Origin of the sequence: Oceanihabitans sediminis, from assembly GCF_003337215.1 — a bacterium.
Classification (GTDB): Bacteria; Bacteroidota; Bacteroidia; order Flavobacteriales; family Flavobacteriaceae; genus Oceanihabitans; species Oceanihabitans sediminis.
Genome location: NZ_QPIG01000001.1, coordinates 69617 through 93407 on the forward strand (window position 1 = coordinate 69617; position 23791 = coordinate 93407).

Consider the following 23791-nt stretch of genomic DNA (forward strand, 5'->3'; position numbering starts at 1 on the left):
AAATAGATTATGATTTAATCTTGCTTTTTAGCAGCTCTTTTTTCTTGTCGCTCTAGTTTTCTAAAATAACCTCGAGTTAAGAAGTTGTGTTTTAAAGCTTCCATATTTTGATTAAACTTATCTGTACCTTCATTAATATTCTCCATAGATGCTTTTAAACTTTCAACCAATTCTTTATCCGTTGTTATATAATTTAATGCACCATCTCCCTCCTTAAATTTGGTAATGGTTTCGTTTAAATTATCTATTACCAATTTTATATCCTGACTTGATTGATTTAAATTGGTGATCATATCCTTTACTTTTTGTGCTTCGGCTTCATTATTCAACATAACACCTGCAACACTATTTTCCATATCTACATTAGCAACAAGTGCGTTTATTTCTACAATAGTTTTATTGGCTTCCAAACTGGCCAGTTTAAGATAATTAATAGTTTGCTTTAAATCGTTGGAAGCTATTGTGTCGTTTATCAGCATTCCTAGAGTTCCTTTTCCGCTAGTAATTTCATTCGCAATATCTAATAATTTTGAGGTTAGTAAAGCGGCATTTTCATTGGTGGTATTTAAGGTGTTAAGCATTTCGTTAGTTCCAATTTTCGAATAAGACTTGATGGTATCTCCGTCTGAAATAATTTCTGCAGTTCCCGATCCAGGAATAATATTTACAATCATATTTCCTACCAAACCATCTGAACCAATTGTTGCAATGGCATTCTTTTTAATATGCGTTTGCATTCTTTCTTCTATAAACATGCTCACGTTAATTGTAGAATCATTAACCATAGTTATATCCTTAACGGTCCCTACGTTAATTCCGGAATACCTTACGTTATTTCCTTTCATTAATCCGTTTACATTATTAAAATTGGAGCCTATGGTAAATGTTTTTGCAAATATATTTTGGCGTTCGCCTATAAAGTAAATTGCAGTAATAAAAATAAGCGAACCAAGGATTACAAATACACCTAACTTTAGTTTCTGATTGGTTGATTTTTTCATAATATGCTATATTTTTTTACTTAAAAAATGCTTTTACTTGTGGATCTTTGGAAGTAGATAATTCTGCGAAAGTACCTTCGACATAATTGATACCATCTACCAGTAAAAGAATTCGTTCTGAAACTACACGTGCACAATCTATATCGTGAGTTATAATTAAAGAGGATGTTTTATACTGCCCCTGAATACGTCGCATTAACTCAATAATTTCTTTAGAAGTTATAGGATCTAAGCCACTGGTTGGCTCATCGTATAAAATTATTTTCGGTTTTAATATCAAGGTTCTTGCAAGTGCAACTCTACGTTTCATTCCTCCAGAAAGTTCTGCAGGCATGAGGTCTATAGTGTGCAATAATCCAACATCTTCTAGTGCGTTATTTACTAATTCTGAAATAGAAGTATCTGCATCCATTTTACTTTTATGACGTCTTAAAGGGAATTCTAAATTCTCTCTTACAGTCATGGAATCATACAAAGCGCTTCCTTGAAAGAGAAAACCAATCTCGGTTCGAAGTGTATCTAAATCTGATTGATTTAAGGTGTTTATTTCTTGATCCATGATTTTAATACTTCCGGAATCTGCTTGCAATAAACCAACCAAGCATTTTATCATCACCGATTTTCCAGAGCCAGATTTCCCCATAATAACCAAGTTTTCTCCTTTATATAATGCTAAATGGAAGCCGTTTAAAACATGGTTTTTTCCAAAACTTTTTCTTAAGTCTTTAATCTCTAACATGAGACGTCTAGGACTTTTTACTTCATGAGAATGTGATATGTTTAGATTCGTATTCATAATATTACAGTTCGAAAAATATATCGGTAACAAAAACAGCAACAAAATCGATAACAAATAAAAGCATTGATGAATATACTACTGCTGCATTTGCTGCTGCACCAACACCAACGGTTCCTTTTTCGCAATTATATCCTTTAAAGCAACCAACTAGCGCAATAGCAAATCCGAAAAAAAAAGTTTTAATCGTTGCCGGAAGAATATCGCTAAACGACAATGCATCGAAGACCTTATTAAAATAAAGCACAAAGGAAACATCTCCTTTAAGGTTTTCTACAATATAAGACCCGAAAAGCGCAATAGCATCTCCTAAAAGCACTAAAAGTGGCAACATTAAGGTAGCTGCAAGAATTCTAGTAACCACTAAAAATTTAAAGGGATTGGTTCCTGATACTTCCATAGCATCAATCTGCTCGGTTACTCGCATAGAACCTAACTCTGCTCCTATACCTGAAGCAATTCTGCCAGCAAAGGTTAAAGCTATAATTACCGGACCTATCTCTCTAATAATAGATAAGCTTACCATAGAGGGCATCCAAGATTCTGCTCCAAAATCTTCTAATGTTGGTCTTGTTTGCATGGTTAGAACCAAACCAATTATAAAACCCGTGACACTAACTAACAGCAGCGAACGGTAGCCTATATTAAAACATTGATTTAATAACTCTTTGGTTTCAAAAGGTCTTGAAAATAGCTCTTTAAAAAAACGTGTAGCAAATAAGCTTAGTTCGCCAATTTCAACAAAAAAAGACTTTATTCCACCTGACTCACTCATTTTCAAAAGTTTAAACTAAAATTATAATTAGTTAAGTTAACTATTAAATTGATACAAATGAGTATTTTAATCCTAAGTTTTTAGGAAAAAACAGCAAGAATCATCTATCTATTCAGGAAAATAACCTTCAAAATGGAGCTTGTATAAAAAAAGACTTCTGAAAACAGAAGTCTTTTAAGGTTATAATATTCTATAGTTAACTTTTTATATATAATTTTAGTTTTCTAGTAATTTAACTCAAACTAGTTCAACTATTTCATATCAGAAGAAAAAACCACTATCTCTTAAGAACCAAAGTATTGTCATTATTAACAACAACCATTAACTCCGTTTGTGTTATAGATAATATTTCCCATACTTCAACATATTCTCCAAAATCAATACTTAAATTACTATTATCTGTAAAATTATAAGTGCCTAGCATATAATATGAAACCTCACAATTTCCATTATCGACTAGATCATACACTGCTTCCTCATATAACATGCCCGAAGTGAACTCAACATTAGTTAATTGATTACATTCTGTTTCCACCTCACCATTTACTGAATACATAAACCATATATTTTGTAGCAATTCTTCTGTAGTAAAATCACGAGTAGTAAAGGAACCTATATTACTATTTGTTGTATTTCCGCTAGAATCCTTAGCTACTACCATCCAGTAATAAGTTGTTTCAGGAATTAATTCCTCCTGAACGCCATAAGCATTTACTCCAAGATTATTCGTAATCGATGTTAATGGCGGATTTTGTGTATCTAAATAAACTTGATAGGTTACAGCATCTCCATCAGGATCTGTTGCACTTTGCCAAGTTAATTGAGGCTGTAAATCTACACCATCGGCCACTTGTTCTAAGACAAAGTCATTTGGTGCTTGATTAATTGCTACAGCGTCATCATCACTACTGCAGCTAGTAAAAATAAAGCCTATAAATATTAAGTAGAATAAAGTTTTAAAGTTAATGTTACATTTTGTTAAGTACATTTTTTTGATTTTTTTAATTAATAACTATTTCAAAACTAACACATTAACCCCATCACCAAACCCCAATTTAGTATTTAGCATATACCATATAGTATTTGAGGGATATGAGTTAGTATTCATTTTCTTTATTAATAAAATGAATATCTAGACCTGAATACTTGAAAAACACATTCAAATCGCACGAACCTCACAACAAACTAATTTTCAAAGACATTAGCTACAAATTAGAAATAAAAAAAGCACTTTGTAGTTGAATACAAAATGCTTTCTTGACTAATTTCAAATAAGATGGTTTTACTCAATGAGTATTTTAACATTGTTTATACTTTTGGTTTCTGTACTTGACTCAAATGCTATATGATTTGAAAACTTAATAACTTTACATATAACTGTATTCATAACTACAAGAATGTTTTGAAAGCAAAGAATAGCTTTGTTTGTTAAAGCTTACTCAAAACATCATGAATTTCATATCCACTAAGATCAAAATATTTTGGATCTGAGGTTTTATCTACAGTAATTAGGTCCATCTGTACACTTGGAGTATCATTGTTTTTCTCAAAATGAACACTTCTTACCATCAAGCCCTCTGGGAAATTTTCATCTATTTTTCGTGTAGTTGTTGCTGACGTACCACTTGAAAAATCCTGAATCTGTCCGCCAAAAAGATGATTTCCACTTAAATCAATGCTTATATCTTTAGTAACCCATGCATGCATTTTTGTTTTTTCTTTACTATTGAAGTAAATGTACTTTCTACAACTTTTACCATGAATTTGCTTCACCTCGTTTGTTCGCTCCCACTTTCCATTTTCATCTTCTATATAAAGTTGGTCTCCCGCCAATTTTTCTGCCATCTTCTGAAAGTTAATCATAGGCATTTTTGTAGCTATTTTATCTTGAGTATTTAGCATATAAAGCGCCGCAGCTTTATAATCGAATAGCATTCTTGACTCATCTTTACTTCCTTCATTATTAATTAAGCACTCACCGGTATCACCAAAAACCATTTTAGTGGTTGTTGTTTCTTTTAGTTTTCCATTTTTCTTGAAGGTTTTCATCTCCAGTGCCAAGGTTGCTTTTACAGGATTGTTTGGAACAGGGTAGCGAGTATCATTTTCATAAGTAATGTCTTCAAGAGCTTTTCGACCTTTCTCACGTTGCGGTTCGGCGTGCTTTTCTTTCATATCTTCACGCACTTTATTCTTTATTTGACGCTTAATTAATCCACGTTGCGCATGTAGTGGAGCGACAAAAACAAGGGACAAAAAAACTAACAATGGTAATAGATATATCTTTTTCATAATTGTTCTTTTTAATATTTAAACAATTACAAACCTATCAATCAAATAGTTATACAACAACCCTTAGTTAGAATTTGGTTGTGATGAGTTAGAATTAGTATATAAACTGTGATAATTATTATAGAAAGTATTTTAAGGAACTAGATATCAATTAAAAATTTATTTACTTAAATCTTAGCATCGTTTCTAATATATCGTTAATCTGTTTGGTTTTTTGCCTAGACACTGGTATTTCGGCATTATCCTTCATTATTAAGCTCCCTCCATCTTGTTTAAGAATTCCTTTTACATATTTAGGGTTTATTAAATGAGATTGATGTACCCGAATAAAATTATGTACAGATAAAAGTGCTTCGATTTCTTTTAATGTTCTACTAATTAAAACTCTCTTCTCCTGATTACAGAATATGTTTGTATAATTATTATCTGATTGACATCTTACTATGTTTTCAACATCCACAATTTGATAACCGACTCCTGTTGGTAAAGCTATTTGCGAGGGTGCATTATCTGTTTTATTTAAATGCTCTTGTAGCAATCGCCATTGCTTATCACTAGTTTTATTACGTCTCTTTTCCCAAGATGAGATTGCTTTTACAATGTTTTTTTCGGTGATTGGTTTTAGAAGGTAATTAATGGCACTATATTGGAAAGCTTTAATAGCATATTGATCGTAAGCCGTTGTGAATATAATATCAAAGTCTATAGGAAGGATATGATCCAATAATGCAAAACCATTAAGATTAGGCATTTCAATATCTAGAAATAATAAATCCGGTTTATTATTCTTAATAAATTCTAAGCCCAAGAGAGGGTTTGTAAAAGTACCTACCACCTTATAATTAGGGTTTATCTTACTTATTAAATTTTCAAGCACATTTATACAATGTGTTTCATCGTCTATTATAATAATTTTCGTCATAGCTTAATGATCATATGTTAATGTTATTCTTGTTCCTAAAGAGCTTCCATCTACCTCAACTAGATCTGTAATTGTCAAATAAATTTTATAATCATTGAGGAAGTTGTACCATTTTAGTCGGTCATGAACTATGGATGTCCCCTTAGAAGTGTGTAATTTTTTCTTTTTAGCACTTGCTTCTCTACCTACACCATTGTCTTCAATAATTATTTTTAAATTTTCAGTTGTATCAAAAGTAATTGTTAGTTTTTTTAATGATTTTAAGCTAGGTTGAAGTCCGTGCCAAATAGCATTTTCAACAATAGGTTGCAAAAGCAAAGGAGGAATACTGTATTGTGAAAGTGCTTCTTTAGAAGCTACTTCAATAAAATAAACAAACTCTTTTCCCATTCTACTTTGTTCTAAGGAAAGATATAGTTCTAAGATTTCAAGTTCTTCCTCCACTGTTATTTTTTTCAGATTACTATTGTATAAGATACTTCGTAATAAGCTTGAAAAATCGTCTAGATACGTTATTGCATCCTCATTTCTAGAAGTCATAATCAAACTCTTAATAGCATTCATACTATTAAAAATGAAATGCGGATTCATTTGCGAGCGCAAAGCTATCATTTCTGTTTCCTTTAGTTTTTTATTAAAGTCATCTTTAGTTTTTTGCTCTCTTTCTTTCTCTATTTCTGAATAAAGCTGGAGTAATTCATAGCTTTTTTGACTAACTTTTTTATCAAGTTTACGATTCATACGTTCCTGAATCTCTTGATTTTCTTTTAGCTGTTTTATCAACTCTACATTGATTTCCTCCTTTTCTTTTTGAAGTAAAAAAACATTTTTCCCTAAGGCCAATGAAAAACAATACACTTCAGCTAACAGTCCTACTTGAAACACAATATTTAGTGACTCGGTAAAATTAAAAATATGCCCAGGAATAAGATGTACATTATTAATAGACAGATATGTACTAAGTATTGCACCCACAAAAAAGAAGGTCTGCCCTACTATAAAATATATTAGTAAAGGATGTTTTACTTTATAAATAATCCAGATAATTAAAATAAAATTAATAGGTAGAATTACAAACCGAACAAGCAAAAACATTTGCTCCATATACTTAGCATCTAATAGTAAATGGCTAAAAACAAAATTTGTTATGGCATACAAAAAACAGAATAACCCCAAGTAATAAAGTATTCTTTCTAGTAGTTTATCATACTTTTTTACTACAAGGAGTTGTTGAATAAAAAAGACATAAAACCCTATAAATATAAATTGCACAGGTTCCATTAGATTGTTTACAAGTACAGGAGCTTCATTAATAAAATCACCAAACGGCGACATAGTTCCCTTAAGTACTAGAAAACCATAAACCAATTGAAAAAACAAATAACCTAAATAATAGAAATAAAGTTTTTCACTTAAACGAATCCAAAAAACCAGTGTAAATACAAAAATGGTAATCAAAGAAACTATATATAAGTATAAAAACCCAATAGCAGATTCCTCTTCTTTATAGAGGTTTCTTGAGAATTCCCAATATCCTCTTTCAGAATAAATAACTGGTGAACCTATAGCCTTTCCGCTATTTGTTTCAAGTTTGATATAGACTATAGATTTTTCTTGAGGCCCAATTCCTAAAGGTGTAAAAAAGTGTTCTGATTTATTTGCTCTCTCTGACAAGGGCACCAAAACACCATTCTTGAGTTCCTTAAAGCTTCGATCATTTTCAACATAAACCGTTATATAATCCTCTAAACTATACAAGTAAATTTCAGTAGGTTTTTGAGAAGTATTTTCTATTATAAACTGAAGCCAAATACTTGTATCTAGTTCTGGCTTGTACAAGGAATCGTATGACAACCATGAGGTTTTTTGTCTTATATTTTCAAAAGACGTTTCCTTGTCAGCACGTAGCACCTTAACATTTTCATTTGCAAGCAACTCTAGTTTATACGGTATAGAATCGGCCACAATCTGCCCATTAAGGCTAGTTAAGCCAAATATGAACAAACAAAATATTAAAACATTGGTTTTCATGTTCTAACAAAAATACCAATCTTATTTGAAACCTTCTCTGTCTTTTAGAATTCAGTCACTTTCATTTAGTATTTGGTAGCTTTAATAGGATTTATAATTAAATTGATTACGTATTATTCCTAAAAAAACTGAAATAGCTTTATTCCTTTTAAAATATCATGTACTAAACAAACTGTATCGAAACTGTATTTAAATGTAAAAAGCCTCTCCAAAAACAAATTCTAGAGAGGCTTTTTTAAGCTAAAAACAGAAACAAGACTATTGCCTACGCACAACTAACAAAGGCATATCTCTGTTTCTAATTAATAGATCATTGGTTACGCTTCCTATAAATAGTGATGTAATATTATTTCCTCCTCTTGCAGAAACCACCACAATATCAAAATCACCTTTTTCTGCATGTAATTCAATAACCTCAACAACAGAAAGCTCTTCTCTATCGGTATATTTGAAAGGTATATTTTCTGGTAGTTTAAATTTCTTTCGGAATTGTTTTACCTTCTCCTGTAAATGGCGTTTTGTTTTATCAATAGCTTTTTCTGTATTGATATACGGGAAGAAAACCGAAGGAATATTATACACATGTAAACCTTCAATAACTCCTCCTGAACGTTCTACTAAGCTTTTCGCTACCGTGAAACACCTTGAAGATGCAGCACTAAAATCCGTAGGAACTAAAACTCTTTCAAATCTATGTTTCGCTTCTTCTGGAACTAATAAAACGTGTGCATCTAACATTCTAACTAACTTCTGACTCAAAGCTCCGGTTCCTTGTAATTCATCTTTATTACCCGTTACCACGATGTCAATCTTGTATTCTTTGGCAAGATGCGTTAAGATACTTTCGGTATAATCATCTGAAGTAATTAGCACGGTATGCGGAACAGAAGCTGTATAATGTTTCTCTACAGTTCTTTCAATTTCTCTATCTACTATATCTTCAACAGTGATTCCTTCTTCTAAAAACTCATCGTATAAGTCATAAAGTTTATATTGTTTGATATTATGGGTGAAATATAAGTGCTCAATATTCCACACTTCACAAAGAAAGCTAACGTACTTTAATAAAATAGCATCCATCTCGGTTAAGTCTAAAGCCACCATCAATTTTAACTCGTTATCTAAATTTATTTTCTTTGACATGTCCTCTAAATTTGCTTTTTAAATATAATTCTAATCTTTGTATTTCCGGAACTTAAAGCTCTATAAGTCGGTTATATTTGGCTTTTTACCGGTATCGGATTCTCGATCAATCTTTTTAAGATTTTTTTCTTCTCTTTCTTTGTTTACAAGTTGAAGAATGTTTTTCCTATACGTTTCACGCTCTAAAAGTTTTTCTTTTCGTTCTGCTTTTTCGTGATCTTCCTTCACTCCTCTAAACAAAGAAAAGCACATCATGACGAGCAGAATTGCAAATGGCAATCCAGAAATAGTCACTACCGTTTGTAGGGCGTTTAATCCTCCTCCATACATTAAAACCGAAGCAATAACACCAATGGCTACAGCCCAAATTACTCTTTGAAATTTAGGCGTTTTCATTTTACCTCCAGATGTAATACTATCGACTACTAAAGCTCCAGAATCGGCCGAAGTAATAATAAAACTACAAATAAGCACCACTCCTAAAACTTTCAATAATATTGCTAGCGGGAACTTATCGAAGAACACATAAAGTGCTGTAGAAATATTATCATTTACCGCAGCAATCATTGCTGTATCTCCACCAAGAATATCTCTCATGGTAATTCCTCCAAAAGCACTAAACCACAAGAAAGTAACTAAAGCAGGTAGGATTAACACACAAAGAACAAACTCCTTAATGGTTCTACCCTTTGAAATACGAGCTATAAATGTCCCTACGAAAGGTGACCATGAAATCCACCATCCCCAATACATGATGGTTCTTGTTTTTTGCCAATCGGTTCCACGTAAAGCTTCCGTCCAAGTTGACATATCTACAAAATGCACTAAGTAACTTCCAATGTTTTGAATATAAGATTTAAAAATAAAGGTAGTTGGCCCTAAAATAAGTACTAACAAGAAAATAGCTGAAGCCACTCTTACGTTCAATTTACTTAACATTTGCACCCCTTTATTTACACCACTAAATGCAGAAAGCGTTGCCGCTAATGTTACACAAATAATGATAACAACTTGATAAAAAAGCGAACTAGGAACCCCAAACACATGAGTAAATCCGGAGTTAATTTGTCCTACTCCAAAACCTATAGTTGTTGCTAGTCCGAACAAAGTAGTAATTACCGCCATAATATCTATAAGGTCTCCCATCCAACCGTGAATTCTATTTCCTAAAATTGGATAAAAAACCGAACGCAAGGTCAGTGGCATCTTTCTATTAAAAGTAAAATATGCTAAAGAAAGCCCTACTACCGAATAGATAGCCCAACCATGAATACCATGATGTAAAAAGGAAAAGTTAATAGCCTCTTGAGCAATAAGAGCAGGTTCTTCTCCTGCTAATCGTGGCGGATTTAAAAAATCTCTTACTGGATCTGCAATACTAAAAAGCACCAATCCGTTACCAATACCGGCACTAAACAACATGGCAAACCATGCCCACAAACTAAACTCGGGTTTAGCGCTACTTCCTCCTATTCGTATACCTCCATATTTACCAAAGGCCATATACAAACAAAAAACTATAAATAAGTTTACAGACAAGGTGTAAATCCAACCTCCATGTGCAGACACTGCAGTTTGTGCAATTCCAAAATAATAATCTGCTTGTTCCTGAAAAATCAGGGTAAATCCAACGCTAAAAACAACAGCCGCAATAGCTGCAAAGAATACCGTTTTATTTACAACCAAGCCAAGAAACTTTGAAGCACTTTCTTTTCTAGTAACTTTAATCGACATATAATATTAGTTTATTTATTAAGTGAAAACTCCTGTTTTAAAAAACAGGAAGAAAATCTTATAGGGTGTTTGTATAAAAATGCTGAAATTAACAACAATAGCTTTTACACTTGTATTGCTGATTCACCTTAGCAAAAACAAACTTGCTATCTGCTTTTTTTTAAACCTATGCTGTAGACAATTCATATTTATTATATTTATACAACATCGGAAAGGATAACACTTAATAAGCTATTTTGCAAATATTCACATTGAAATTCCCTAATAGCATATAGATAATAACTATATAAAGAGAAGCACTTGCTAGATTAATAATAAACTAGATTAACGTATCTTGCAGCTATATTTAACGAATAAACTATGGAACAAAACAAAATGCTGAATTTTATAAAAGATGTATTAAACAACATGCCAAACGGTTGGCTAAGCACGACAACACATCGTTTAGATATTTATAATGAAGAATTGGCCAAAACCCAATTTTTAGAGCAATTTGAAAACCTATATAACAATAGCAACACAGAAACTTCTGCCCTAGCAGAATTACCAACAGCCTACGATTATATTCGTTTAGGCCATCCTTTATCTTGTGTATTAGAATGGGTAATTGCAAAATCACTTAAGCTACACCCTAACAACGTAATTAGTTTTTCTTCTAAAACAATTCCTGTTATAGCGATTCTAAGAAAGAATTTATTTGAAAAGAAAAACACACAAATTCTGTACACTGGCGAATTACCAAATATTTTTGATGCTGAGGTACTTAAAAGCGTTTACGGTTATAATTTTGAACTGAAACAGATTGAAAGCACCGAAGATGTTTCAAAATACAACGGAAGCACGGTTTTAGTTTCAGAACAAAATGAAATTAATAAAACAAGTCTAAACCCTAATATTGATTTCTACGTAAACCTTCATTCCGATCTTGGAAGTGTTTTAATTATCAACGGAAAAGAGAATGCGCACTATGTTTCCGATATTCAACATGTAAGAAGAAGAGAAACTATTGCTATGACACCTGCTAATTGTCATATTGCACTTAAATCATTAGCTACAAATACTTCTATTGAAATACCAGCAAACAACAAAAAAACAAACAAAGCACTTGTTCTAGAATCTATAAATAAAATTACAGGAACCAATACAAAAGCTTTGGTTGCATCTAGCGGATTATCTATTCAATATGCCATTATGATGGGACTTGTGCATGATGCTCTTGAAAATCATAAAGGAAAAGATATCAAGTTTATTGTACCACCAAACTGTTATGGTGGAACCAACGATCAAGCTAGACGTGTTACTGCCTGCATTGACAATGTAGAAATTGTAGATTTACCTGTAGATGGCGACAACGACATGGTTCAGAGTATTGAAAAGGTTTTAACAAAAGTTGCTGCAGAAAATGCAATTCCTTATATCATTGCAGAAATCCCTACAAACCCAAGAGTAGAAGTTCCAAATCTTATAGCTTTAAAAGAAGCTTTAAGCAAAGAAAGAAAAACAGCAAATGGAGAAACTGCTATAGATCCTGTTTTTATCTTAGACCAAACTTTTTGTCCGAATGTGCACTTTTTAGGGGAGGGAGAAATACTTTCAACCATTAGAACTATTTCATTTGCTAGTGGATCCAAATTTCCAAGTGGTGGAAAATGTACCGCAGGATACTGTGTAGGAAATTCAAAAACAAATGCTTTAATAGATAAAATTGAACAACATCTAACTCTTTGTGATAACGAGGCTACAGCACTTCAATATGAAATATTAGCAGAGCAAACGCCTTCAATGAATCAAAGAATTATAGACGCATATAAAAACACCAGAGAGTATGTAAACTTTATTCAAGCTACATTACCAGAGGCGAAAATTAATTTTGTTTCCGAAGAACTAGCAGAACAAGGGTTTACTCCTTCGGTTTTTTCTTTAGACCTTCCTACAAAAGGAAATAGCCCAGAAGAAAGAGAAACCTACAAAAGAGCTTTAAATCATAAGTTAATCAACTTAATGATTACTGAAATTCCAAACGAAAGCAAATACTGTGTAAGTTACGGTCAGTTAAAAGGGTGTTATTGGACAATTCCAGCAACCTCAACCCAAGGAACAACCAAAGAAGGAGATAAAGATTATATTGCAAGAGTATCCTTGTCCCCCGACTTAAATATGGAACTACACAAAAAAGTTTTTAAAGACTTTGTTGATACCATAAAATAAAACAACTATTTTCAACCATCAAAACAAACAGTCTATAGAGGCTTAAGTATATAAAAGAATGAATTTAACAAAATCAATTCCAACTGCTTTAGTAACCTGCCTTTGTTTACTACTTAGCCTCTCTAGCTGTGGGCCTAAACAAGTTGAAGAAATAAACATTGGGTATATTGGTCCGCTTTCTGTAAGAGCTGTAGACTTAGGCGTAGATCCTTCCAACGCGATGCAGTTAGCTATTGATCAATACAACGCAAACCGCGCAGATGGTGAACCTAAAATAAACCTGTTTATAGAAGATGACCAATGGAATCCTAAGAATGCAATACCCGTTTACAACAAGCTACGCGAAGAACATAATGTTGAAATAGTTTTTGTAAGTAATACCAATAGCAATATTAGACTACAAGAGAAAATTTTAGAAGACGGAGTCATTTTAGTAAACCCTTTAAACAACGGAAAACAACTAAATGTTTTAAACAAAAACACCTTTCAAGTTGCAAAAGACACCGAACAGGCAAACGGGCTAATTGCTATTAGAATTATTGAGCTAGGTTTAAAAAAAGTGGCTCTATTTCAGTTTCCAAATGTTTATATGACTCGTGCTTCAGAAGAAGTTGAAAGACTTTTAGACAACGCGAATATAGAAATACATGTAGTACCTACAGAGGTTGGACAAACAACTTTCAAAAAACAGCTAGAACAATTAAAAAGCGAAGAGCACGATGCTTATGTGTTTTTTGGCTACAAAGAATTTGGCTTTGCAATGAAAGAGGCTAGAGACATGGGAATTACTGCGCCATTTTTTGGTTCCACCGTATTACTAGACCCGGAATTTTATAACAACTCTGAAGGAGCAATAATTGGCACCGAGTATCCTTTCTTTACTCCTGCTGATGGGAATAGAATCTTAGTAAATGAATTTCTGGCAGATTTCGAAAAACAGTTTAACAAAAAACCTGTTTCTGTATGGCCTACTATGCAAGCCTATGACGCGACAAACTTAGTTTTAAGTAGAGTTAGAACAATAAACCAAAGTAAAGATGTAGACAGTTCTTTTGATGATTGGTTAAGAGAGTCTCTATTGAAGGTAAATTACTATCAAGGAATTTGTGGAAATATCGCAATAAAAAAAGAAGGGGGATCCAAAGGAATTTATTTTTCTTTATACAAATACGATTCAAAAGAAAACCCAATCGTTAAAGTTAAAAGATAATACAGCCCCAAAATGAAAATTAGCCATAAATTAATATTAGCCTTTAGTGTTTTAATTGTCATTTTAACAGCTGAGATAATACTTAACCAAGTTATTACTAACCGCGCAACCAAAACGTATGAAACGCTTCAATCTGAAATAAATCCCACTTTATCTGTTTTAAAACACTACGAATCTATTAATAAAGAATTCACCTTATTATTAAACAATAGAGTAAATGGAGATGACAGAATTAGCTCCATCAATAGAATTAGAGGAATTATTGATGTGGAACTTGCTTACTTAGAAGCGGAACTAAAATCTATAAAAGAATCTATACCGATTGAAAATCCCGATAAATTATTAATTGAGGAACTTATTAAAGATACAGAAAAATTAATAAGTATATCTGAAAAATTAAAACTCTTATTTAAAAATAGTAAAAACCAACAAGATCTTTTAAATACGGCAAAAGGTATTTATCAGAGTGACATTTTAGTTCTACATGCTTCCATAGACAAAAATATAAACCAGCTGAATGTTAATTACAAGCGCGAATTTGAAGCTTATAATAATGAATTAGCTAAAAATTTAAAAAATGTTTCAAATATCATTCTGCTTACCGGAACTTTTGGAATTATCCTGGCCCTAATCATTACATTTCAAATCACTTACTCCATTTCAGATCCTATTTTTAAATTAAAAAAGGCTGCCCTAAAAATGAGTAAAGGAAATTTAGACGAACGAGTTCAAATTACAGGGGATAACGAACTAGCAGAATTAGGAAAGCATTTCAACCACATGGCAAACGCTCTTAAAAAGAGTTTCAATGAACAAGAAAATCAAATTGAAGAAATAAAATCTGTTAATAAAGAATTAGAACAATTTGTTTATGTTGCCTCGCATGATTTACAAGAACCACTTAGAACCATGTCTAGCTATGTTGGCTTAATAAGAGAATTGTACATAGACAAATTAGATGATAATGCATCTAAATATATGTCGCATGTAGAAGATGCTTCCTTAAGAATGAAAACCCTTATTAAGGATTTATTAGACTATTCTAAAATTGGAAAAGAAAAAACCGTTACTACTGTAGACCTCAACCAAATAGTTAAAGATATTTTAACCGATCATGAGTTAATTATTAAAGACTCTAATGCTACAGTAGATTATGATGTACTTCCAACGGTAAACGGCTTAGAAGTAGAACTAAAACAATTGTTTCAGAATTTAATAAACAACGGTTTAAAATTTAGAAAAGAAGGCACCGACCCTCATGTACAAATCCAAGTGGAAGACCAAGGAGAATACTGGCAGTTTTCGGTAAAGGACAATGGTATTGGAATGGATAAGAAATTCCATGAAAGGGTATTTATTATTTTCCAAAGACTACATAACAGAAACGATTACCAAGGAACAGGAATTGGCCTATCTATATGCAAAAAAATTGTAGATATGCACAAAGGGGAAATTTGGATAGAATCTGAAGTAAACCAAGGCAGTACTTTTTATTTTACTATATTTAAAGATTTAAATGAAATATGAGAAAATTTAACACCATTTTACTGATTGATGATGATATTGCCACCAACGAATATCATGAAATAATCATCAACATTGCTGGCGTGGCCAATAAAGTACATTCGGTAACTAGCGGACAAGAAGGTTTAGACTACCTAACTTCTAAAGGGAATTATAACGGAAAAGAAGATTCTTTCCCGCAGCCTGATTTAATTTTTCTAGACATAAATATGCCTGCTATGAATGGCTTTGAGTTTATGGAAGAATATGAAAAGCTTGATGAGGGCCAAAAAGGAAAACACATTTTCGTGATGCTGACCTCTTCTCTTAATCCAGACGACAAGAAACGAGCTATAGAAAACAACTATATTCAAGATTTTATGGATAAACCGTTAACTAAAGAATTAGTTTTAAAATTACATGCTAAATACCTTCTTTAAAAATTAAGAAGCATTAAACTTAAAGATATTTCGAAATATATTAATTTAAATTTCGAAATATTTATTTCCCTCTAAATTTCATATTCCACGACACAGAAATAGAATAGATCCAGAAATAAGCACCTGGGTCGAAACTAATTTCTTGATGAGTAATACCTGCCTGAATTCCCCAAGCATTCTTATTACTTTTTGAAGTGAAATTATATCCTAAATTTAGTTTTTGAGAATCTAAATTAATTACAGCTTCATCAATTCCTTCTACATAAAACCTATTTACTTCTGGCGAATACCCTAAACCTACTCCAACGCTATAGTAATTATCTGCATTTCGGCTATATTTTCTATAACTTAAAGTCCCCGAAACACTTGTTTTTGGTTCCCCTGGAGTTACATACGAACGTAAAGACCAGTAGCTATTACCTGTATACCAACCTACAGAACCCGTGTAAATAGTAGTACTTGCATTATATTTAAGAGTTCTAAAACCAAGGGAAGCTTCTAAACTTTTAGGTAAAGACTTATATAATTCTGCTCCATATCTTAACTTAGGAAATAAGAATGAATTTGAAAAACCTACATTCACATAAGCATATAAGCCTTTAGTGATTTTCGGATAAGCATCTATTTCAAATTGCGCTCCAGTAGACTCAAACCTATTATTAATATTCACTTTTGCATGAATACTTCCGTATTTGGTTTGTCGTGCATATTTCAATAAATAATACTGCATCGGGTCAAAAACTTCAGAGTATAAATCCACCGAAGCACTTGCTCCTATGGTGTTTTTACTTAAATCATCTAATAAGCTATCTTTAAAGCTTTTTGCTTTTGCATGTCCTGGGTGTTTCTCTAAAAGTTGTTGAAGTGTTTCTAAGGCAGTCTCTTTTTTATCTAAATCTTCTAAAGCACTTGCTTTTAAATAAAGTAAATCCGGGTTTTCCGGAAAGTGACTCAGCCCTTTATTCGTCATTTCTAAAGCACTATCAGGAGCGTCGCTTCTTAATTCGTTGGTAATAGCCAATTTCCAATCATTTAATCTATCTGGGCGATCCTTTAGAATGTATTCGAATTCTTTTTTAGCTTTATCATAATCGCCATCCCAAGAGTAGGTGTTTGCCAAAAACGAACGAATATCATGGTAATTAGGATACTTTGTTAAAATGAACTTCAGGGAATCTTGCGCCTTGGCTCTTTGCTCATTAAAGGCTAATTCTCTAGCACGTTCAAATGCAGTATCAGGATCTCCTGTAAATTCTTTTTCTTGGGAAAAAGAAAACATACTAGTTAATATTAAAATGATAAAAAGGTGCTTTTTCATACTTAAATTATTTTACTATAAGCCGGATTTAAAATTTTTATATTCAGCTGATTCTGGATAGACTTCAATTAAACTATCCATTATTTTTTGTGCATTTTCAAGCTTATTCTTTCGCTGATATGCCTTTGCCATTTTAAAGCTAATTTCGGGATCTTCCACTTCGTTTTTTATAGCCTGCTTAAAAATTTGTTCGGATTTATGCTCTTGATCAGACCACCAATATATATCTAAAATCGCAGCATAAGCATCGCTTGCAAAAGGAGATCTAGTAATAGATTCTAGTATTAGCTTTTCGGCAGTTTCATAATCTCCTTTCCAGGCATGAATACGCCCTTTTAAAACTCTTACTTCTGTATAGTTTGGCAATTCATTCAGAATATAATCACAGAGTAAGCTAGCGGTTTCATATTCTTTATCAAAAGCCAAATCTCTAGCTATTATAAGTAATTCATCAAAGTTTTTTCCTTCTGCATATTTATTTATAAACATTAATTCTTTGTCTGAAAACTTTCGTTTAGAAACAGAATATATATTCAAGCTCTCTGGAAATATTCTATTATGCTGTGTCACATAAGCATTCATTTTTTTGAACGCCATTAAAGAATCTGAAATAGTTTTGGCTAAAGCCTCATCCTCTATTCTAGAGGTTTCAAAATCTTCGTTAATTTTATACAATTCTTTATTGGCAAATAAATACTCTTTGTATATCATATCATTAATATCGCCTTTATATCGCATTAACGGAATATGCTTCACATTTCTAAAATTTTTCACAGTGTCTAGGCCCTGCCCCAACCAAGAAGCTTCTTTTAAGGGTTTAAAAGTATAGTTGTGTTGCAAATAACTAAGTAGTGTTGGTGCCACATCCCAATGCGAAGAAACAGATTTAAACCTTTCTGCTTTTTTTAACATCGGACTATAAACTAAAAGCGGCACATGATACCTGCAAAGCTTGTCTTTCATTGCAATAGGAATCAATCTATGATCTCCTGTGATAATAAAAATAGTGTTTTCATAATCTGGCCTTTTAGAATAAGCTTCCATATAATCCTTAAGACTTTCGTCGGAATACAACAGACTTCCATAAATATCTCTATGACTTAAAATTTGCTCTTTTAAAGCATCTGTTTTTTCTGAAACCCTAACGAAATCGTCTACCTGCTTCATATATTCCTCTTTATTTGGATATTCAAATGGCTCATGATTGGTAAGCGTCATAATAATATCTAATCGAGGTTGTTTCTCTATACTTTGAGATTGCAGTGCTTTTTTAAAAATCGCACTATCTGGATACCCCCAAGTAAAACCTCCTTCATTCGCTTTGGTTTTCTCAAAAGCAGAACCATAACTAGATTCATCAATCAAATTATCTATACCATTATACTCTAAAAAGTTAATTTTTCTGTCGAAGCTAGCAGCATCACCAGAATAGAAAGAAGTATTATATCCATTAGCTTTTAAAACATTGATTAAAGATAAATGAGATGGTGTGTCTTTAATTTCTAAAAACCCTTGATCGCCATAAGGCAAAGAACCAAATAATGATGGTAAAGCGCCAAAGGACCTACCGGTTGTACTAACAAAGTTTTCCCAATATAAAGATTCCTCAATAAGACTATCCAAATACGGAGTAAAGCCACTATAATTATTCCCATCTACAAACTCACTTCCAAGACCTTCTACTACAATAAAAACTATGTTTGGTTTTTCTTCCTTTGTATTCAAAAACGAAGACAAAACATCTGGTGAATTAAAAGGTTTTAAAAGTGGATAATCTGATCTTTCGGAAAAATTATACGCACTTAATTTATTTTTATCCTTTTGAAATTTAATGATATCCGTTACTAAAAAAGCCGTTTTATTTTGAAATTTCTCAGAAGTAGCTGCTGATAAAAAGAAAGTTATTCCTCCAAATATTAGAAGGGTTGCGAGTCCACTCCACAAAACTATAGAAGCTTTAGCATATTTTTTAAGTAGCAGATAAAGCAGCAGAAATACTGCAGAAAAAGCAATAAATGGCAGAAAGTATACAAACGAAATAGCTTCTGAACTTGCAACCGTATTAAATGCATCGTCAAAAGAATAGCCTAAAACATCTGCGCCAAGATTGATTAAAGTTGTTAAACTATATTTTACCAATGAAAAGTGAAGAATAACAAATACTACAAAAATCACAGCTATTAAAATGGAAGCTACTTTTCTACTCAAAAAATTCGAGATAAGATATAGTGGAAAAAACAAAATCCCTACTATTAATCCGCTCCAAAAATCATTTATAAATTTATATAGAATGACTAAGCCTAAACTTAGTTCTGCTTCCACCTGTGGTTTTGACATGAAAATTTCATACAGCCCAATCAGCCAATAAGCTAGAATTAGAGCTATTATGAAATACATATAATTTAAAATATCATTATTTTTTAAGCTAAGCTTCATTCAGTACGATCTATATTCAATTTTAACTTGTTTCTGCTGCAGTCATTCCTTTTCGCTCCATTGCTCCCCATTTCTTTTTCTTATTGAAGTAATAATCTATATTCCCTCTAATTGCTGCATATAAAACGATTGGGTGAAGTATTATTGGCTCGATAAAACAAAGGAGAATTAGTTTATAGCCAGCTCCTTTTTTCTTGTATTGATTATAGGTTAATTCTTCGGAATATAACGCTACAATAGAAAAAAGCACAGAGAATAAATAAGCAAGTGCAATAAATAAAACAGCATATTGCCAGTGTACTAAATTGAAAGCTATTAAAATACCGAAATATATAATTCCTGTTACTTCTACAACTGGTGCTAAACGTTCAAAAAACAACCAATACGGATAACTTAAAAGACCGAATTTTCCATAGTTTTTATTGAACGCAATTTTACGATGTTTTCTTAAAGTTTCAATGGTTCCGCGAGTCCATCTATTTCGTTGTGAAATAAGTGTTTTATAATTATCTGGAGCTTCTGTCCAACATAATGGATCTGGAATATAGGCTACTTTATACTTTTTATTCTGTTCTTCCATATAGCGTCTCATTCTAACAATGATTTCCATATCTTCTCCAACAGTAGCTGTATCATACCCTCCAACTTTAATTGCTGTTTCTTTTTCAAAAATACCAAAGGCCCCCGATATTACTAACAAACCATTTAACCTACTCCAAGCCATTCTTCCTAATAAGAAGGCTCTTAAATATTCTAGAATTTGTGCTTGAACTATTAAGTTTTTTGGTAAGTTGACTTCAATTAATTTTCCTCCTTTTATAACGCAGGAGTTGGCAATTCTAATTACTCCACCTGCTGCAATTACCTTATGATCGGTAGCTTCCATAAATGGTTTAATCATTTTTTGAAGCGCGTCTTCCAATAATAAGCAGTCTACATCTATACAAGCAACATATTTACTTTCGCTAATGTTTAACCCCATATTTAAAGCATCTGCTTTTCCACCATTTTCCTTGTCTACTACAATTAGTTTTTCAAAGGCAGGGTTTTTCGATTTAAAAACACCTTCTCTAAATGGTTGGGTTTTTATTTTTTCATTTACAACATATTCTACATGCTCTAAATCGTAAGCTTCAATAAGTTTTTCAAGACTATCATCTGAACTTCCATCATTTACAATAATTACATTGTAATTAGGGTAGTGATTAGACAAAAGGGAACGTACATTTTCTACAACATTAAGACTCTCATTATATGCCGGAGCGATAATGGTTATAGAAGGCGATATAGGTGATGACAATATATGATTATAGTTTACAAAACTGTTTTTTTTAACATACTCTATTGTTTCAACTGCTGAAATTATGGACAATACAACATATGACAGCACAGCCAAAAAGGAGCCTGTAAAAAACAGATAATGAAATATGTCTATTATTATTTTAATGATATCGTTATCCATTTCTGTTTTCTAATTTTTTACTAGATTCAATAAACTCATTTCGGCATCTATTCTCAGGTCACTAGTACTAGTATTTTCAATCAAAGATTCTTCAGCCTCATAGCCAAATAACTCCTTTAATACTTTTAATGTATATACTCTAACTTCTTTTTCAGGATGTGATAACAGTTCTATAAGAGTTTCTTTCGTTTCAAATTGCGTATAAATCTTAACTAATTTTAATGCGAATAAAACTACACTTGTATTGGAAGATTTCAACCATGGTGTGATATCACAAATCTTTTGGTTCTCTAAGTTTAACAAAGCTTCAAGCAATAGAAGCTGATGCCATTCTGAAAGCGGAGTTTCTAAATCATCTAGAAAACTAAGTCCGTTAAACTTAAATAAGTGAACAGAATATAATTGTGCTTCTTTTCTAATTTCTTTTCTAGGGTGGTTTAAAAATGTTGCTACTTTATCTTGAGTTTCATAAACCTTGAATCGTCTTAACTCTACAATAGCTTTGGCAACTATATGCCATTTCTTACTTTCTAATCGTTGTGTAGCGTAAGTAATAAGACCTATTTTATGGTAGAGCGTTTTGATAGAATCTGACATTTCACCAGACACCTCATTCATTAAATTACTAAGGATAGTGATAACACTTTTTCGCTTTGAAGTAGATATAATAGCGTCTTTTATTCTAGTAATTATAGCTAGTTGTTTCTCACTAAGTTCGTCGAATCCTGTCCCTGAGTACAGATACTCAACAACTAAAGCTTCAAATTCTTTTTTGTTTTTAATAATTTCTTTGCCCTTAATATTTAAATAAGAACGAATGGCTCTAAGACTAATAATAAGTGTAATAATGCATATTATTAATGCTAAAACTATAAGAAATCCTATTTGTATTAATACAGGAGCTTGATTGAAAGCATCAATTAGGTATTCATATAAATTCACGGTACTAGTAGGTTAATTTTAGCTAAAAAATCTTTTAAGTCTAATAACTAATTCATTTGGGCTAAACGGTTTTGTCATAAAATCATTGGCTCCTAAATTAAAAGCTTTAAGAACCATTTCCTCCTGACCTGCTGATGAAAAAATGATGATTGGGATATCTTTTTTCAACTTGTTTCTAATATAACTGACAACTTCAAGTCCACTGTAAAAAGGCATCATAATATCTGCTAAAACCATATCTGGTTTATGGCTTTCTACTAATTCTACAGCTTCTTTTCCATCAACGGCAACCAACACTTCATAACCCTCCTTTTCTAGTCTATATTTTAAAAGTAAGGAAAGTGTTGAGTTGTCTTCAGCTAAAACAATTTTACTTCGCTGCATTCTCTATTAATTTAAGCTCATTTTGCAGCTCCATTTTTACCTGATTAAAAATTTCTAGACTTGACTTTATATTTTTATTTATAAGATCTAAATCCTTCTCTTTTTTTAGCTCAGATTCCAATTGTAGGATAATTGGTTCTAATTTTTTAATGCTAAAAATTCTAATACTAGGTATGATTTTATGGGCTACTTGGTAAATTTCGGGTAATTTATTATAATTTATTTCTGTACTTATAGCATTCATATACACATCAATATCTACCAAAAAAGTATCTATTAACATCTTGCATACTTTAAGATTTCCATCTATCTCATTCTTTAAGGGCTGCAAATCTACAAAGCTATAATTGGGGGTATTCATCACTATTTTCACTTTTGTTTTAATAATCGAAAACATCTAACTATTAAGATTATTTTACTTTGTTTTATTAAAACCACAAGCAATTACTTAAGATAGAAAAATTTATGTAAATGTACAAAATATTCTCAAAATTAAATGATTAACGACTGTAATTACAACAATGAAAGATCTCTCTTACAGCTTAAAAATCACTACATTTAACTTCTTATAATTCATAAAACGCTCGTTTTTATCTAATTTTTAAATTTTAAAGGCTGTAAAATGAAAATCGAATTTAAAGAAGAACGAAAAATTCCATCAATGGTGGCTTTGGCTTATTTTAATTAGTATTGGTTTTTTACCAATCTTAGTAATCTACAAACAACTTATACTTGGGGAAGCTTTTGGAGACAAACCTATGCCAGATATAGGTGTTGTATTTTTTTCTCTATTTATTTTTAGCCTCATAGCCTTATTCTGGTTTCTAAAATTAAAAACAGAAATAAATCAAAAAGAAATAAAAATTAGCCTCTTTCCTTTTATCAAACAAAAACAAATAAGCTGGGAGAAAATAAAAACTGCTGAAGTAATTAATTATGGTTTTGTTGGTGGTTGGGGAATTAGACTTGGAACTAAATACGGAACCGTTTACAATACACGAGGAAATATTGGTCTAAAAATAGAACTCTATAACGGCACAAAACTTCTTATAGGAACACAAAGAGAACAGGAATTAAAAGCTATTATTGAAAAACTAAGAAAAGAAAATTAATATCTTTAGTATCATTTCATTAACAAAAGACCTTTATATATTGAGAAAAAGAAAGATAGTTTTAATTAGCCTAGTAACAATA

General features: G+C 31.8%; 20 protein-coding genes. 5 read left to right on the forward strand and 15 right to left on the reverse strand.

Going from position 1 to position 23791, the window contains the following annotated elements; all coding sequences use genetic code 11:
• Positions 1 to 14 precede the first annotated feature (14 nt).
• The 9 genes from DU428_RS00325 to DU428_RS00365 form a co-directional block, all read right to left on the reverse strand.
• Positions 15 to 1001 carry an MlaD family protein gene (locus DU428_RS00325; RefSeq protein ID WP_113965531.1) on the reverse strand — a complete coding sequence of 329 codons (987 nt, stop codon included), beginning with the start codon at positions 999 to 1001 and terminating at the stop codon, positions 15 to 17.
• Between the two features lie 16 nt (positions 1002 to 1017).
• Positions 1018 to 1797, reverse strand: a complete 780-nt coding sequence (locus DU428_RS00330; RefSeq protein ID WP_113965532.1) for an ABC transporter ATP-binding protein — start codon at positions 1795 to 1797, stop codon at positions 1018 to 1020.
• A gap of 4 nt (positions 1798 to 1801) precedes the next feature.
• Complete coding sequence (locus DU428_RS00335; RefSeq protein WP_113965533.1) at positions 1802 to 2572, reverse strand: MlaE family ABC transporter permease; 771 nt, start codon at positions 2570 to 2572, stop codon at positions 1802 to 1804.
• Positions 2573 to 2849: 277 nt separating this feature from the next.
• The gene (locus DU428_RS00340; RefSeq protein ID WP_113965534.1) at positions 2850 to 3560 is read right to left on the reverse strand and encodes a hypothetical protein; all 711 of its coding nucleotides are present in this window, start codon (positions 3558 to 3560) and stop codon (positions 2850 to 2852) included.
• Positions 3561 to 4000: 440 nt separating this feature from the next.
• Positions 4001 to 4747, reverse strand: coding sequence for a DUF4412 domain-containing protein (locus tag DU428_RS00345; protein WP_243633426.1), 747 nt, complete (start codon positions 4745 to 4747; stop codon positions 4001 to 4003).
• 280 nt (positions 4748 to 5027) lie between these two features.
• Positions 5028 to 5786 (reverse strand): LytR/AlgR family response regulator transcription factor, encoded by a 759-nt coding sequence (locus DU428_RS00350; protein WP_113965535.1) that lies wholly within the window; start codon positions 5784 to 5786, stop codon positions 5028 to 5030.
• A gap of 3 nt (positions 5787 to 5789) precedes the next feature.
• Entirely contained in the window at positions 5790 to 7817 is a 2028-nt protein-coding gene (locus DU428_RS00355) for a histidine kinase (RefSeq protein WP_072348688.1), read from the reverse strand.
• Between the two features lie 258 nt (positions 7818 to 8075).
• The gene (locus DU428_RS00360; RefSeq protein ID WP_072348686.1) at positions 8076 to 8960 is read right to left on the reverse strand and encodes a universal stress protein; all 885 of its coding nucleotides are present in this window, start codon (positions 8958 to 8960) and stop codon (positions 8076 to 8078) included.
• A gap of 60 nt (positions 8961 to 9020) precedes the next feature.
• A complete protein-coding gene (locus tag DU428_RS00365) occupies positions 9021 to 10694 on the reverse strand; it encodes a BCCT family transporter (RefSeq protein ID WP_113965536.1) in 1674 nt (557 codons plus the stop codon).
• Between the two features lie 360 nt (positions 10695 to 11054).
• Between DU428_RS00365 and DU428_RS00370 the strand changes: the two genes are divergently transcribed.
• Genes DU428_RS00370 through DU428_RS00385 form a run of 4 tightly spaced genes read left to right on the forward strand, consistent with a single transcriptional unit; the run spans position 11055 to position 16055 of the window.
• On the forward strand, positions 11055 to 12902 hold the full coding sequence (locus DU428_RS00370; protein ID WP_072348682.1) for a PLP-dependent aminotransferase family protein: 1848 nt from the start codon (positions 11055 to 11057) through the stop codon (positions 12900 to 12902).
• Positions 12903 to 12960: 58 nt separating this feature from the next.
• Positions 12961 to 14112, forward strand: a complete 1152-nt coding sequence (locus DU428_RS00375; protein WP_113965537.1) for an ABC transporter substrate-binding protein — start codon at positions 12961 to 12963, stop codon at positions 14110 to 14112.
• Positions 14113 to 14124: 12 nt separating this feature from the next.
• Positions 14125 to 15639 carry a sensor histidine kinase gene (locus tag DU428_RS00380; protein WP_113965538.1) on the forward strand — a complete coding sequence of 505 codons (1515 nt, stop codon included), beginning with the start codon at positions 14125 to 14127 and terminating at the stop codon, positions 15637 to 15639.
• The gene (locus DU428_RS00385) at positions 15636 to 16055 is read left to right on the forward strand and encodes a response regulator (protein ID WP_113965539.1); all 420 of its coding nucleotides are present in this window, start codon (positions 15636 to 15638) and stop codon (positions 16053 to 16055) included. The genes DU428_RS00380 and DU428_RS00385 overlap by 4 nt, the downstream gene beginning before the upstream one ends.
• A 61-nt stretch (positions 16056 to 16116) precedes the next feature.
• Here DU428_RS00385 and DU428_RS00390 read toward each other — a convergent pair whose 3' ends face one another.
• From DU428_RS00390 to DU428_RS00415, 6 genes are all read right to left on the reverse strand, one after another.
• Positions 16117 to 17373, reverse strand: coding sequence for a YaiO family outer membrane beta-barrel protein (locus tag DU428_RS00390; protein WP_072348675.1), 1257 nt, complete (start codon positions 17371 to 17373; stop codon positions 16117 to 16119).
• A gap of 15 nt (positions 17374 to 17388) precedes the next feature.
• Entirely contained in the window at positions 17389 to 19710 is a 2322-nt protein-coding gene (locus DU428_RS00395) for a sulfatase-like hydrolase/transferase (RefSeq protein WP_243633427.1), read from the reverse strand.
• 121 nt (positions 19711 to 19831) lie between these two features.
• On the reverse strand, positions 19832 to 21271 hold the full coding sequence (locus DU428_RS00400; protein ID WP_072348670.1) for a glycosyltransferase family 2 protein: 1440 nt from the start codon (positions 21269 to 21271) through the stop codon (positions 19832 to 19834).
• A 9-nt stretch (positions 21272 to 21280) separates the two neighbouring features.
• Positions 21281 to 22213 (reverse strand): HEAT repeat domain-containing protein, encoded by a 933-nt coding sequence (locus DU428_RS00405; protein ID WP_072348668.1) that lies wholly within the window; start codon positions 22211 to 22213, stop codon positions 21281 to 21283.
• 18 nt (positions 22214 to 22231) lie between these two features.
• Positions 22232 to 22597, reverse strand: a complete 366-nt coding sequence (locus tag DU428_RS00410; RefSeq protein ID WP_113965541.1) for a response regulator transcription factor — start codon at positions 22595 to 22597, stop codon at positions 22232 to 22234.
• Entirely contained in the window at positions 22584 to 22994 is a 411-nt protein-coding gene (locus DU428_RS00415) for a hypothetical protein (RefSeq protein WP_113965542.1), read from the reverse strand. The genes DU428_RS00410 and DU428_RS00415 overlap by 14 nt, the downstream gene beginning before the upstream one ends.
• A 361-nt stretch (positions 22995 to 23355) precedes the next feature.
• Between DU428_RS00415 and DU428_RS00420 the strand changes: the two genes are divergently transcribed.
• Entirely contained in the window at positions 23356 to 23709 is a 354-nt protein-coding gene (locus DU428_RS00420; RefSeq protein WP_243633428.1) for a hypothetical protein, read from the forward strand.
• Positions 23710 to 23791: the final 82 nt, after the last annotated feature.

Excerpts from the sequence above, each read along its gene's own strand:
- DU428_RS00325 (WP_113965531.1), bottom strand. The coding sequence starts at position 1,001 with ATGAAAAAATCAACCAATCAGAAACTAAAGTTAGGTGTATTTGTAATC.
- DU428_RS00330 (WP_113965532.1), bottom strand. The coding sequence starts at position 1,797 with ATGAATACGAATCTAAACATATCACATTCTCATGAAGTAAAAAGTCCT.
- DU428_RS00335 (WP_113965533.1), bottom strand. The coding sequence starts at position 2,572 with ATGAGTGAGTCAGGTGGAATAAAGTCTTTTTTTGTTGAAATTGGCGAA.
- DU428_RS00340 (WP_113965534.1), bottom strand. The coding sequence starts at position 3,560 with ATGTACTTAACAAAATGTAACATTAACTTTAAAACTTTATTCTACTTA.
- DU428_RS00345 (WP_243633426.1), bottom strand. The coding sequence starts at position 4,747 with ATGAAAGAAAAGCACGCCGAACCGCAACGTGAGAAAGGTCGAAAAGCT.
- DU428_RS00350 (WP_113965535.1), bottom strand. The coding sequence starts at position 5,786 with ATGACGAAAATTATTATAATAGACGATGAAACACATTGTATAAATGTG.
- DU428_RS00355 (WP_072348688.1), bottom strand. The coding sequence starts at position 7,817 with ATGAAAACCAATGTTTTAATATTTTGTTTGTTCATATTTGGCTTAACT.
- DU428_RS00360 (WP_072348686.1), bottom strand. The coding sequence starts at position 8,960 with ATGTCAAAGAAAATAAATTTAGATAACGAGTTAAAATTGATGGTGGCT.
- DU428_RS00365 (WP_113965536.1), bottom strand. The coding sequence starts at position 10,694 with ATGTCGATTAAAGTTACTAGAAAAGAAAGTGCTTCAAAGTTTCTTGGC.
- DU428_RS00370 (WP_072348682.1), top strand. The coding sequence starts at position 11,055 with ATGGAACAAAACAAAATGCTGAATTTTATAAAAGATGTATTAAACAAC.
- DU428_RS00375 (WP_113965537.1), top strand. The coding sequence starts at position 12,961 with ATGAATTTAACAAAATCAATTCCAACTGCTTTAGTAACCTGCCTTTGT.
- DU428_RS00380 (WP_113965538.1), top strand. The coding sequence starts at position 14,125 with ATGAAAATTAGCCATAAATTAATATTAGCCTTTAGTGTTTTAATTGTC.
- DU428_RS00385 (WP_113965539.1), top strand. The coding sequence starts at position 15,636 with ATGAGAAAATTTAACACCATTTTACTGATTGATGATGATATTGCCACC.
- DU428_RS00390 (WP_072348675.1), bottom strand. The coding sequence starts at position 17,373 with ATGAAAAAGCACCTTTTTATCATTTTAATATTAACTAGTATGTTTTCT.
- DU428_RS00395 (WP_243633427.1), bottom strand. The coding sequence starts at position 19,710 with ATGTCAAAACCACAGGTGGAAGCAGAACTAAGTTTAGGCTTAGTCATT.
- DU428_RS00400 (WP_072348670.1), bottom strand. The coding sequence starts at position 21,271 with ATGGATAACGATATCATTAAAATAATAATAGACATATTTCATTATCTG.
- DU428_RS00410 (WP_113965541.1), bottom strand. The coding sequence starts at position 22,597 with ATGCAGCGAAGTAAAATTGTTTTAGCTGAAGACAACTCAACACTTTCC.
- DU428_RS00415 (WP_113965542.1), bottom strand. The coding sequence starts at position 22,994 with ATGTTTTCGATTATTAAAACAAAAGTGAAAATAGTGATGAATACCCCC.
- DU428_RS00420 (WP_243633428.1), top strand. The coding sequence starts at position 23,356 with ATGCCAGATATAGGTGTTGTATTTTTTTCTCTATTTATTTTTAGCCTC.